Origin of the sequence: Methanobacterium spitsbergense, assembly GCF_019931065.1 — an archaeon.
Taxonomy (GTDB): domain Archaea; phylum Methanobacteriota; class Methanobacteria; order Methanobacteriales; family Methanobacteriaceae; genus Methanobacterium_B; species Methanobacterium_B spitsbergense.
In genome coordinates, this window is record NZ_JAIOUQ010000001.1 from 52,816 (window position 1) to 66,441 (window position 13,626).

Annotated in this window: 9 protein-coding genes; 2 read left to right on the forward strand and 7 right to left on the reverse strand. The window is 28.0% G+C overall.

What is annotated here, in order from left to right; all coding sequences use genetic code 11:
• Window positions 1-39 precede the first annotated feature (39 nt).
• The gene (locus K8N75_RS00275; protein WP_223790173.1) at window positions 40-1,023 is read left to right on the forward strand and encodes a toll/interleukin-1 receptor domain-containing protein; all 984 of its coding nucleotides are present in this window, start codon (window positions 40-42) and stop codon (window positions 1,021-1,023) included.
• A 575-nt stretch (window positions 1,024-1,598) separates the two neighbouring features.
• Here K8N75_RS00275 and K8N75_RS14030 read toward each other — a convergent pair.
• From K8N75_RS14030 to K8N75_RS00305, 7 genes are all read right to left on the reverse strand, one after another.
• Entirely contained in the window at window positions 1,599-1,733 is a 135-nt protein-coding gene (locus K8N75_RS14030; protein ID WP_255590745.1) for a hypothetical protein, read from the reverse strand.
• A 145-nt stretch (window positions 1,734-1,878) separates the two neighbouring features.
• Window positions 1,879-3,117 (reverse strand): tyrosine-type recombinase/integrase, encoded by a 1,239-nt coding sequence (locus tag K8N75_RS00280; protein WP_223790174.1) that lies wholly within the window; start codon window positions 3,115-3,117, stop codon window positions 1,879-1,881.
• A gap of 165 nt (window positions 3,118-3,282) precedes the next feature.
• Window positions 3,283-4,272, reverse strand: coding sequence for a GTP pyrophosphokinase (locus K8N75_RS00285; protein ID WP_223790175.1), 990 nt, complete (start codon window positions 4,270-4,272; stop codon window positions 3,283-3,285).
• A gap of 121 nt (window positions 4,273-4,393) precedes the next feature.
• Window positions 4,394-4,813, reverse strand: coding sequence for an EVE domain-containing protein (locus K8N75_RS00290; protein WP_223790176.1), 420 nt, complete (start codon window positions 4,811-4,813; stop codon window positions 4,394-4,396).
• Window positions 4,814-4,860: 47 nt separating this feature from the next.
• On the reverse strand, window positions 4,861-6,057 hold the full coding sequence (locus K8N75_RS00295; RefSeq protein WP_223790177.1) for a hypothetical protein: 1,197 nt from the start codon (window positions 6,055-6,057) through the stop codon (window positions 4,861-4,863).
• 33 nt (window positions 6,058-6,090) lie between these two features.
• Window positions 6,091-6,267, reverse strand: coding sequence for a hypothetical protein (locus K8N75_RS00300; RefSeq protein WP_223790178.1), 177 nt, complete (start codon window positions 6,265-6,267; stop codon window positions 6,091-6,093).
• Window positions 6,268-6,286: 19 nt separating this feature from the next.
• Window positions 6,287-9,961: a hypothetical protein gene (locus tag K8N75_RS00305; RefSeq protein WP_223790179.1), complete on the reverse strand. Its 3,675-nt coding sequence runs from the start codon at window positions 9,959-9,961 to the stop codon at window positions 6,287-6,289.
• Window positions 9,962-10,579: 618 nt separating this feature from the next.
• Between K8N75_RS00305 and K8N75_RS00310 the strand changes: the two genes are divergently transcribed.
• Window positions 10,580-13,534: a DUF2254 family protein gene (locus K8N75_RS00310; protein WP_223790180.1), complete on the forward strand. Its 2,955-nt coding sequence runs from the start codon at window positions 10,580-10,582 to the stop codon at window positions 13,532-13,534.
• Window positions 13,535-13,626: the final 92 nt, after the last annotated feature.

The window sequence follows — 13,626 nt, forward strand, 5'->3', positions numbered from 1 at the left end:
AATTTTTATGATAACTCTGATAAGATATTTTTATCTGGAATGTCTTCAGAAGAACTGAAGAAGTATTTTGAAGATGCTTATGACAATTTAGATGATCAAATAAAAAGAATCCTAACTGAGGATATTGAAAGCAAAAATGGTAATGTTATAACTAGAATGGAAGAATCTAAAGAGTTAAATTGGGATGTATTCATTTGTCATGCTTCTGAAGACAAGGCTGATATTGTTGAACCTCTGGCTAAATGTCTCAGGTCATACGGTGTAAAAGTCTGGTATGATGATTTTACTTTAAAAGTAGGAGATAGTATTTCAAGATCGATTGATATGGGTTTAAGTAAATCTAAACAAGGAATAATTGTCATAAGTAAAGATTTTATTAGAAAAAGTGAAGGATGGCCTGGTCATGAACTAGGAGGAATGCGAGCCAAAAAAATGAAAGAAAAAACTAAAATAATCCCAATTTGGCATGGTGTTGATGAAGACGACATTATTGAATATAGTCCTTCTCTTCTTGATATTAAAGCAATAAATTCTAAAAGAATTAAACTTAAAGAAATTTGTTTATCCGTAATTGAAGTAGTAAGGCCAGATATTTATGAGAATATCCACCGAATTGATTCATTTAAAAAAATGATTAAAGAAACTAAACCTGAACTTATTCCAATAAATGATTTAAAATCAGGACCAATCAGACACAAAGAATTGCCAAAAACTTTGACAACAAGAATAAATATGATATTCAAAACCCTATCAGAAGTTCAATTAGGAACTATTGATGAATTTACAGATGCATTTAAGCGTGATATTGATCCTAATACAGAAATTGAAATCTGGGAAAGAATTGCTATTCAATATCATGCTGTGACTAATAAGAGGGAATTATCAATTAACAAAAAAAAGGAAATTTTTGCAATGTTACTTCAAACTTCTTTGGGATTTGATTTAAACAAATTTAAATTCAAGTATTTGACTAAAGAAGATATCTCAAATATATCTGAAGACATATCTGAATTAAAATTATAAAATATTTATTTTTAGATAAATCTCTTAGCTCATAATCATTCATTTATATTTTTATTTATCTAATCATTTTCTGAAGATCAATTTCTAGCATGTTTTTATATCGAATGGATTCATAAAACTCAATATATTTTTAAGTAAGAATTACATTAAATAAGGTAGTTAACAAAAATGTTAAGTTCCTGGCCAAGGAATTATACATGAACGATATTATCCGTAGTTTTAGATTAACTTAGAATATTTATTTTATCTTTCTGAATTGATAAATAATTTTTAAATAAAATAGAACATTGTACTATCAAATTATCTCTTAATTATGCTTAATATATTGATAGGTAAGTACATTGATTCGTATAGTTATTCGTTTATCGTTGATTTAATTTGCCATTACGGTAAGAAAAATGAAGAATGAATAAGTAAGAGATTTAATATGTTGTATACTATATCTGGGGGGATTACCCAAAACACAAGTTTATTATAAAAAAGTGGAAATGGATGAGTTCCATTCCAAAGGAAAATTTTGGGCGTTTTTTAAATTATAGCTTCAAACTAAGGAGTTGAAATTTAATATATTCAAATTATTCTTTTTTATTGTCCAAAACGCCTTCGTGTTCTAAGTATTTTCTGATGGTTTTGACAGGTACTGGGGGATTTGTATCGTTTTTATGTTCATCGTATATTGTTTTCAATTTTTCATCGAGACCTTTTAACATACATTTCACCTCCATTCAGTTCTATATTTTCAATTATATTTATGATTAAATTACTATTTAGTATTATCTATTATGAAAATTACGAAATTTCTAAGAAAAAAGATAATAAATCCCGTTAAAATAGTAAAAATAATTAAATGTACTCTTAATTCGAAGAAATATTAGTATCTAACTTGTCTAACTCTTCCAATTCTTCTATTACATTTTGATTGTTCAATATTTTATCCAAAAATTTGTCTCTTGCTTGATTTCTTTCTTTCATTTCCGCCATTTCTTTAACTAATGCAGATACTACTTCGTCTTTTTCTCTGGATTTTTCAATATATTCCTTGAATTCTTTGCTTTCAACATCTTTTACCTTTGCTTTATCAAGTGATAGGTATGGAAGTACTTCCAAGTAGTGTTTTTTTAGGTCAGCGGGATCTGCTTTCCAGTATGTTCTATCTTGGTCGTTAATTTTATGGCCTACCATGTAATCTGCAAAAATTTTTTCACGCATTTTATTAATTATTATGCTGATGAAATATTTTCGAAGTGAATGAGCTCTCCAAAAACTATAGGTTCCTTTTTCTCTTTTAAAACCGGCTTTTTCACCCATTCTACGGAAATTTGTAACTACACTGTCTCTACTTAATCTACTACCATAATTACTTACAAAAACAGTATCATCATTATTTTTTATTCTAATTTTTTTATTTCGGCCATAACATCTTTCTTTTAGGTAGGTTATGACCTCTCTAGTACATTCCGGAGGCATAAATGTATGATGTCGTATTTTGCTTTTGCTTCTTGTAATATCTAGAGTCAAAATTTCTTTAAGTAGTTCATCTTCGAATTTAAATAAATCATAAACATCATCTAAATCCTTTTCAATTGCTGAGCTAGCAAAACTTAATAATTTTCTCAATGTTAAATCTCTGGCCTCTCTTTGTCCCATACCTGACAGAGTCATTAAATAGATAAGAGCTCTTTCTCTAGGTGGAGAAACGCTTATTAATTTATGAATATCTTTACGAGTCAATGGTTTACCAATATTCTTATCTAATCCAATATCTCCCTTTGGAATCTCAATTTCAGGTAAAAAAATATGAAATGCTTTGTAAAATGATTTGATAGCATAAAAATAGAGATTTGAAGTTGATGGAGCTAATTCGCTATTTTCAAGATATTTTCTATATTTGAGTAAATAAATATTTATGTTGCGTTTCCTGAAGAGAATACCTTTTACTTCTTGCTTTTCAGCTTCTTCAATCAATTCATGTACTTCTTTGTTAATAATTCCTGTATAAAGCTTTAATGACCTTTTATAGGCTATTTGTGTTCCTGATGAAATATTTCGTTTAAGAAACCATTCTTCAATTAAATTTTCATCATCACTTTCCATAGTATTAATTTGTTCTAAATTGTTATTAAATTTTATGTTACCACATCCAATATATCGATACTGTGGATATGGTTAGTACCGTTTAGCGAAATAAAATTATTATTTATAATATGAATAGTAATATACCATTGTAAAAAAAGTCAGATCATTTAAAATTTAAAATTTCTAAAAGTTATCTATTCTAAAGTCCATCCATTTTTTATGATTTGCTAGGATCGTTAGAGTAAGTTCGTTTTGGGTACGGTTATGAAGTTTATCTTTTTCATTCATATCATCCCTATCATAATTTTCTGGTGTTAAATAATTCTTATCTATCTCATAATATTCCACAAGGGATTTTAGTGATATTTCATCCCCGATTTTTTTACCAATTTTTTTATTAAATTCTAATATGGCTTCTAAAAGTTTACTTGTTCTATCAATTGATTCTTCTTTTCCTTCAAAATAAACATCCATAAACGCCTGAAGGCTATCAAGATTCAATTCCTGATTAACATCAAAACGACCACATTTCTCCGCTTCTGCTATCAATGAAATTCTATATTCTTCTATTTCTTTTACAATTAAATCAAATTGATCGTCAGCTATCTCAAATAATGCGATTAATCGATTTAATTTTCTCCTTAAGTGCGTTGGAACATCTTCTTCACGTTTATAGGAAATTTTATGAGATACATCTGCCCAAGCATGCATTAATATAGTTCTAATTTGTATTTCCGCTTTTAGTCCTCTTAAATCACGAGTACTAGGAGTATATAGCCAATCATCTTCTAATGACACCACAAAATGTAAAGATAAATAATCAAACTTGTCGTGTTCTAATGAATCAAGTTTGTTTTCATATTTTAAAATATCAAACTCCCTTCTAATTACTTTAGATATTTTATCTAAATTGGCTTTATGAGTACAGATTATTCTGATTCCACATAGATCTTCAATATCCTCGAATGGATCGGCATATGGTTTTCTTTCAATTTTCTTCCAGAAAGAGTCAAAATCTTTTGTTCGATAATATATATCCATTACAGGAATTTCATTATCTTCAAAAAGAGTTTTTAATTCGTGATTTAACAAAATCCCCAATCTATCATATTTATCACGAACTTCTTCGTATTTTGCCAATACTTCTTCTTTAATAAAAGTTTTTCCAGACATATTTTCCTCAAGGCTATTATGATTACTTTGTAACTATACTTGTTTAAAGTTTAAAAATGAAATTTTTCTCTAGTCTTTATTAATTTGACTAAAAAACTTTAGACTTATTTACTATTCCAATTTAGATTAGAGAGTTGTATCCGCAATAATTTTCATTAATCTCTTTCAATTTACCATCAATCAAATTGCAGATTACATCATCAACTTCAAAGAACATACCTTGTAAATTTTTATTTGTAGAAATCCAATCGTCTAGGAGAGGATTTACTTTCATGTCCCTGTATTGAAGAGGATAGACAAATTCATGAATAATTTCATACTTACAACAATGGCCATTTATTATAACACCTTTTTGAGTTTCTATATGACAATCCTGCACTGATTCACTCTTTACTAAGGCCATTTCTTCAATATAACTCTTGGGATTCTTATGGTAAATAAAACATATATCTCCAACTTGGACATCCGGGCCACAATCACCCCAACAACCTTCTTGTCCTATAATTGCTTCTTTCTTAGCCACCCATAACCAAAAATTCATTATAAATCCCCCATATTAATCAAACTTCCTCAAATTATGGTTTTTACCTATTTAGGATATTCATCAAAATGCTTCCCTTTATATTCTGGTTTTACAAAATAACCTAATTCCTTTTGCATTTGATTACAATTCTTTATATCTTCTTCATTCCATTCTGGCCTATAAAGATAACACAAATCATAAGCATGACCTCCACCGTTGATATATTTGCTTGAAGCTATCCCAACTACCTCATTGTTTTTTCTAATAACATTCCTAGCAGCAAGGCATCTTAAAGTAAGATCCATATACCTCTGTTTCCTATCATTTTCCCGATATTCATCTAATAAAAAAACATATGTTACTCCAGAAGGAGATGTAGCTATACGTGCTTGAGATTTCGGTTCACCATAAACCCCAACAAAATCAAAGAATGCATCCACTAATATCATACGATTAAATCTTGACTCTTTAGCCATTACTCGAAGAGCTTGTTCAACTTCGTGAAAATCATTAGTAAAAAGTAGTTCTCCTTTTGACATATCACGATAAAATTCTTCTATAAATCTATCCCAAAATTTACTGTTTTCTTCTTGTTGTTTCCTATTTTTATATTCTGGCTTCTGAATGAGTTCTTCCCAGGAATCCCTATTAATTAAAGTATTATCAATGGTTTTAGGAAACCATCTACCCCTATGTAAATAAATAGCCAGTAAATCTTCTTCACTACTAAAATAAGCATTTTTTCCTAAATCAAAAAATTTTTCTTTTTCATCTAAATATTTAACAAAATCTGTGATTGTATCTAATTCATTTAATAGTATTGGAAATGATTGTTGATCAAAAAAATGGATAAATCCTTTGCCTTGATCACCAAATGGAAGTGGGAACGATTCCCTCCTACCAAAAGAAATACCTATACGATATACTTTCATTTTGTCTGAGTCTGGAAATTTAATTTCATATTTTTTGTCAGAAGTCAGGACATCTGTATGAGAATTACGTATAGCTCTTTCAGCACCATATATCTGTTTATACGATTTTTTTATTGCATTTTTTTCCCATCTTCTAATATCTATTTCTCTATTTCCACTGGGGTTGATATTTATTTCTTTTACAGAAATTATGATCACATATGGATCGTTTACAATCAATATGTCTGTTAGTTCTTTATTGTTATCAGTTCTAATCGTGTTAGGAAAGCTCCAAAAGGATAGAAATGAGTTTTTGCATACATCACTGACTATTTTTTCTGAAATGTTCATAATACTATCCCATTCATAATTAATTTAATTTTATTATTCAATACGTTTCTTATAAATTATGGTAAGCTCTCCTGATTTACATTCGTTACATTTCCAATCTTTATATTCTTGATATAACTCTGGTTCTTCATCTACTGGAAGTTTAAGATTATAATGTTTGGAGCAATTATTACATTCCAGTTTTAATTGATAAATCATAATATTACTCATAGGATAACCTCCCATAATATTAATCTAGTCCTAATACCTCATATAAACTATTTATACCATCTCGTTTAAGACGTGTATAAGAAATAAAGGGTAAAGACATATCTTGAATATATGTAATAGGGATTTCACGAACAGTTACAAATATTGAAAAAACTTGAAATTCATTTGATTTCAACCCATAAGCAGATATTAATTTGTGAGTATTTTCATTGAGCCATTTATCCCTCTTAGAATGTTTAGTAATCCAAGAATCACTTTCATCTTTTTCCCCAATGAATTTTTCAAGTTCATTTTTAATTTCACGAGGATTACGCCCATAAAAGATGTGTTTGCATTCGATTGAGAAGATATTCTTATTTTCATTATCAATCACTAATACATCTATGTCTCCCAAGTCTAAATTAGCTTTTAATGCCCTTCTTGGAGCAATTGGTACTTCAGAATAGATATCAAACTCTGTATTTTCCTCAAACCATTCTTTTACACTATTAGTAAATTTTTTGCCACGATCATTGATCTGTTTTCCAACAAGTTCTTTCATTTCACGAGGAGTACTCTCATTTACTTGGTATTGGCCACTAATAACTAAATTAACTAAATTCCTTTCAGCCTCCTCCACATGACGTGGACCCCAATATATCAAAGGATCATCATCAGGTTCAGAACATATAATTATAGGCCTTCTCAAGAAAGAAAGAGAGCGATTATATCTCCAAGGCCAAATATCCGTAGTTTCAAATCCATTCGGGGGAACTTCCCACTTATTTCTTTGTTTCAATGCAAAAATATCTAATGAATTATTAAATTCTACATCAGTCCACTCAAGTTCAGCTATAATTCTTAACTTTAATTCGGACATTAAAATTGAAGGAGCAGAAGATTCCTGCTCAAAAGCTATTCTTATTAATATATCATTAAATTGAATCATCTGAGTTAATGTTAATCCAAATTCTACCTTAAAAGCTTGATCTAATTCTTCCTTCAAACTTTCATCGGGTTTATGTTCCGGTTTATATATAAATTTAAAATTATCCAAATTAGTTTCTACATTCTCTAATGTTTTAGATCTCATAAAGGGATCCCATGTATCTGACATTCCCTTCCTATTCACCCCTACACGTCCAGATCTTAGAATTTTTAGATCAATATCATATAAATCAAAATAAATATCATCGCTTAACATAGCCCAATTGATAATATGATAAGTTATTGCAAGTATATTATCTAATGCTTCCATAGTTATTTCATGAACTCCATTTGGAGGTTCAGCTGCAATGATTTCTATAAGTGCTCTTGTAGTTAAAGCAGTTCTTTCTACTTCCATTACTTCTATAATATCTTTTTCAACTTTTGATGGGATATCCAAATAACATCCTAATACTGGTGCTGTTTTTAATGATTCATTAGCCCTTATATTACAAATTGCCTCATTATTACCAACTAATTTCTCTAAAACTGATTTCCAGTTGAATTCAGAAAGTGTCGTTTTTAAATTTTCATAATATACATCTACTATATTACCACAAAGCTCTACTTTGGCCTCTTTATCTAGAATTTCTCCTAATGGGGGAGTTTTATCTCCCAAATTATCTACAAGCCCATCTAAATTCTTTTCAATATCATGTTCTTGGAGTTTACGCAATTCAGGAATGTATTGTGGGTTTAAAGATATATTATTTGTTGCATTTATTAATAAGAAATGTTTTTTCATTCCAAGAGGTGCATGTATATCTAAAATATGTTGCCTCTCCAAATCATTTAAATTATTTGTTAATCCATGATTTTCTAATAATATTCCAAACGCCTTTAAAATCCCATCAATAATTAACCTATCAGCCGTATTATCTGTTTGATTCATTATAAAAAAGATTCCTTCTGGAATTTTATATTGAATAGTTTGATCATTAACCTCAAATTCTAAATTTGGAGTTTCAGTCGATTCTTCAAAATCACCAAACATCCAATTTTCAGGATCTTCTAAATCAATAATTATACGAATGGGATTAAAACCTAACGGTTCCAGATGAAGTTTAAGGTTAGGTGTTAATTGCCATAACCAATAGCTAATTGATGATGTTACATCCCAACTCAAACTTCTTAATTCTGGTTTTTCATATATTTCATCTATAATCCCTACCCATATGGGTTGATGATAACCCTCTATCAACCTTTCATGGGTTATTTCGTAATAGTATATTGGTATATTTTCATCTAAACGGTTGACTTTTGCATTTGGATTATCAAAGTGTACTGCAGAGTGAGTATCCCAAAGATTTGCTACTTTAATACGTAATGATTTACCAAGCTCAGGTATTGATATAGATATTGAACTTGGCTCGAAATCATCTGAAATATAAAAGCTATGATTGTTATTTACATAAAACACATATTTATCTAAGAATGAAGCGAATACCGAATTATTGATTGAATCCTGTACTTTTGCATACTTCCAAAGAGTTAAATTATCACATTCTCTAGTTTTTGCTGCCACACCTAATTCTTCATAAGTCATAAGTATAGTCTGTGAATATTCGGGTAACTCATTTATACAAATAGTTCCATAACGACCAATTTGCCCATAAATAACAAGTACAAGTACTTCATTACAATCAGACACATTTCCTTTTAGCCAATTGACCATGAACTCACATCTTTCACTAGCTAATTTGGAATAATCTGATGAATCCCAAGTCCCAAAGGGTTCATTTATGTCATAATCAGTTAAATCATCAGTTATTAGTAAAACATAAGCCAATTTATCATTATCTATTTTAAAAACATCTTCATCAAATGGTAAACTCTCCTCCAAAGAAGGAATATCTAAATCTATTTTTTGAAAAGACATCCACCTTAAATATTCATTTACATCAAACCATATTTTTGATTTTAAATTCTCTAATAAAAAATCTGTAACTCCAAATTGTTGAGATGTTATCAATATAAAATGTCTTAGTGTACCTGCTATGGTTCCGGGATTGGCAATGACAATATCATTAGATATTTTAATTAACGGAGTTTTAAATAGAGGATTCTTTGATATATCTTCATTGTTAAAATTTTGATGTCCAAATGGTAGAATGAAAGGGATAAACATGTGATAATCAATATCTTCAATTTCTTCTATTTTCTCTTTAGTAAATATAGTAGTTTTAGATAATTCATGTAATCCTTCACTTGCTGGAACTTTTATATCTTTTCGCCACCTATCAGGGCTACTCATATAACGATATTGTCCATTTCTATTGGCTAATTCATTACTCAAAGATAATAAACTAATAGCTCCAAAATAAATAAATGCATGAAATTTTTCTGGAAATTCATCTTTTAATAAAAATATTACGTTTAAAAGATTTTGTACACAAAGAGGTTCAGTATGAGATAAACCAGAATACACAGTATAATTACTCTGGCCAAACATTATGTTATCAGTAAATAGGCCTTCAGGTGGGTCTTCTAGTATCCCTATGCCACCATTAGAATGTAGATAAGTATTAAGATTTAAACTAAAATCAATAGGGTCTATACTTTCATTTCTAAAATTTTTTGTTTTACAAGCTATTCTCGAAGCAGTTTCAAGACGAAGTATTTGAGAATGATTTTCTTGACAAAGTTGTAGTCCCCCCAATGTTGAAACCAATTCTAATGGATCATATTTTTCAAAATATTTTTCTAATAGTTCTAAAGGCGTATGCATATTCATTCTCCATCATAACATTTTTAATTTTATTATACACTTTTTCAAGATCATAAACATTCCTATTGAGTATTTTTACCATATAATTCGTTACCATAGCAAAATCCATCATATGAAGTTAAATTGAATATTTTAGGATGTTATTCAAGATTATTAGTATTTGATAATAAAAATATTTCTATTTGATCTATTAGATAATACGGAATATCTTATTTTTTTATGATATAATAAACAATATTTCAATGAAATATTAACATACTTTCAATTTGATCGTTTTTTGACTTTGACGAACATAAAACCATAAACAATCAGGATATTACCTTTTTTATGTAAATTAACATTTTGAAAAGAATAAGTTTGTAGAAAAATTTATTATCATAAGAAATAAACTACCCTTGATAAATGAATAAAAACGTGATTTTAGTATATCTTTCACAAAACACCAGAAGGTCAAAAAGGCTATTACTAAATATTTAAAAATAAATGGTTGAATGTAAAACTGGCAGTAATATTTGTTCTGGAATGATTTTAGGAGAGGAATAATTGAGAATTATTTGAAAATGTGAATTTGGAGTTGTAATCAATGAATTTAGACAGCAAAAAATTGAGATGATTTTTTTGAATTTTACAGAAAAATTTAGCTTCATGGATAAAAAGTATGTAATATCTTTAACATTAGTTATAATATCCGTTAATTTGATTTTAGATCTATTTTTATACGTATTCTTTAAAATACCAACAAAATTTAGTTCTATCATAATTCTTATAATATTAGCTTTCTGTTTAAGCATTTTAGCTAATTATGGCTCTTTTCTATTAATTAGTAATTTTGACAGAGCTACTAAATTTTATAAAAGCAAATTTTTTCATATTTTTGTTCTTCTAACGCCAATATATCTTACTATAGTGTTTATTTCATATGGTATTAATATTAATGATGTTGATTCTGCTCGATATATGATTAGTTCCATAATTCAAAGTGAAGCAGCTATCATAGCTATTGTAATATCTTTGAGTCTAGTTGCTATTCAATTAGCTTCTTCATCGTATTCTGTAAGAATAATTGATATATTTAAAGAGTCAAAAAGCCTTTGGATATTAATTTTTTCATATATTATTGCGATAATTTATGGTTTAATAATTTTAGGTTTAATTAATAGAAATAATATCCAATATTATGAAGATCAAATAATAATAATTTATTATTTGGCTATTTTTGCATTCGGGGCTTTAATTCCATATATTATAGAAGTTATAGATTTGTTACAACCATCTACAGTTATTAAGAAATTATCATCCCATATAAATGATAAAAATATAATTGAAGCTATTAGAACTGAATCAGAAACGGAAGATATTGAATTTTATCCTGAGTTTAGTTTCCTAAATTCTTTTGAGGTTAATCAGATTAAACCAATAATTCAATCAGACAAAGAACCCATTCAACCCATTATAGATATTATAAGAAGTTCAATTATCCTTAATGATGTAAAAACTTTTAAAGATGGACTTATGGCCATACATCGCGTTGATATAATACTAGAAGATAATAAATTAGAAAGTAAAGATAAAGAAGAAATTTTGAAACTTTTATTGACGTATTTAGGGAGAATAGGGAGATTATTAATTGATAATGGGGATGAAGAAACTCTTTATGATTTAATTTTTCATTTACGTTATTATGGAAATAAATCTAAACAAAAAAGTTTTTATCAAGCCCTTATTTTAGTTATTAATACATTAGGAACTCTCGGAAAGATTGCATTGAATGGAAATCATGAGAATGTAGCTAGTTTTTGTGTGCATTCAATTAATATACTCTTTGATGATATAAAAGATGAAAAATTCAGTCAGAATATACAAAATTTATCACTTAATTATTATAAAAATATTGGAAGATATGCTATAAAAAAAGAATTTGATGACACTGCTTTTGCCGTAGCTTATTCACTTCAGAATTTGAGTAGAACACAAAATAAATTCACGGAGTTAAAAATCGAAATAATTAACTTTCTTGGAGAACTTGGAATTTTTTCAACAGAATCACGTTTAGAATATGCTTCAATAACATCTACAAGAAGCCTCTTGGAAATTGCTAAAGATGTTACAATAGACAATAGAAGTGAATTTAGTGAAATTATTTCTTATTTTTTGGAAATAGGTAATAGAAGTATCAATGAAAGGTTAAAAATGCCTGCTGCATCATCGGTCATTTCTCTCCAAAATTCTTCTGAATTAGCAATTATTGAAGGTTTTGAATTAGAAGCCATTAGAATTGGTAAATTTAATGTTAAATTAGCTGAAAAAGCCATAAACAATAAATTTGAAGTTTTATATGATATTCCTAGAATAGTTAAAGAAATCATCAAATTTGCTATTATTAATCATTATGATCGTTTAGAAACTATCAATACAGTTCAAAATATTATTGGTTCTTTAGCCAATTATGATGTTAAAGATATAAGAAAAGGTTTAGAGAACTATAAAAAATATAATAGCATACGTGTAATTAATAAATTAATAAATTCATTAGGTGATTTAGGAGAATTAATTGCATATGATAATCCTTATTGCCAAACAAGTAGAATTATCGAACATTTTACAGAAATCAATGAATTAGGATCAAAACTGGAAATCAGTCATTCAGTAGTATCAAATCTAAGCAAAATAGGTAAAATAGCAAGTGAAAAAAATGCGAAAGAAAATGTTGTTAGAATTATAGATTCTATTATTGTAATCATTAATGAAAGTATTAACAACAAGTCAAATATAGGAATGTATGACTTACAAAATGTCACAATAATAGCAAAAAATGCTATGAAAAGTGAATTTGAAAATTATAACGGATCAAACAAAGGATATGTAAAAATTTATGAAAATGTAATAGAATCTTTGATCGACTTTAGTAAAGAGATGATTAATGAGAAAAATAATAATATATTTCTATTTGGATTTTCACTAGGTGATATTGGGAAAAATGCTGCTCAATATAGAAATCTGGAAGTATTAAGAATTATATTAGATTCAATACAATTTATTGGAAAAAATAGTGCAGAATTAGGCTTATTTAATGGGGTTAATAGTGCTTCCTATTCTTTTGCAATAATAGGTAAAGAAGCAACGGATCAAGGATTTGAAAAAATTTCTGAGGAATGTATTAATTTCTTTAGAGAGAATACAAAAACGATTGTTGACACGGAAAACTATTTAGCTTTGAAATGGGCTGTTAATTCTTTGGGAGAAATAGGAAAAATAAGTACCAAGAAGAAATTTATAGAATTATCTAATATGTGCATTGAATATTCCGGACAATTAGGCAAATATTTAATTGGAAAAATAATTTGTAATAATAACATTAATAAGGAATCTATTGAAGAAATGCATAATTTATTTAATTTATTGGACTTTATGATTGTAATATCTAAACAAGCATATCAAAGCTCTGATTTAGAAACAGCATCCAAAATTGATATAGCTTTAAGTGAATTGGCTGAATATTCCAATGCTAATAGTTTAAACATATTAGAAAAACGTATTCAGAAATATGTTCAAGAGTTTAGAGGTATAAAATAAATTAATGTTCAAAAAAGTATTCAAGTTATACAATAAATTCCCTATTCACGTTCAAACAGTATATAATGAACACTCGTATTACCTACAATAAC

Bases quoted from the DNA above. Each gene is read 5' to 3' on its own strand.
- K8N75_RS14030 (WP_255590745.1), bottom strand. From the start codon at position 1,733: ATGTTAAAAGGTCTCGATGAAAAATTGAAAACAATATACGATGAACAT.
- K8N75_RS00290 (WP_223790176.1), bottom strand. From the start codon at position 4,813: ATGAATTTTTGGTTATGGGTGGCTAAGAAAGAAGCAATTATAGGACAA.
- K8N75_RS00305 (WP_223790179.1), bottom strand. From the start codon at position 9,961: ATGCATACGCCTTTAGAACTATTAGAAAAATATTTTGAAAAATATGAT.
- K8N75_RS00300 (WP_223790178.1), bottom strand. From the start codon at position 6,267: ATGAGTAATATTATGATTTATCAATTAAAACTGGAATGTAATAATTGC.
- K8N75_RS00275 (WP_223790173.1), top strand. From the start codon at position 40: ATGTCTTCAGAAGAACTGAAGAAGTATTTTGAAGATGCTTATGACAAT.
- K8N75_RS00295 (WP_223790177.1), bottom strand. From the start codon at position 6,057: ATGAACATTTCAGAAAAAATAGTCAGTGATGTATGCAAAAACTCATTT.
- K8N75_RS00285 (WP_223790175.1), bottom strand. From the start codon at position 4,272: ATGTCTGGAAAAACTTTTATTAAAGAAGAAGTATTGGCAAAATACGAA.
- K8N75_RS00280 (WP_223790174.1), bottom strand. From the start codon at position 3,117: ATGGAAAGTGATGATGAAAATTTAATTGAAGAATGGTTTCTTAAACGA.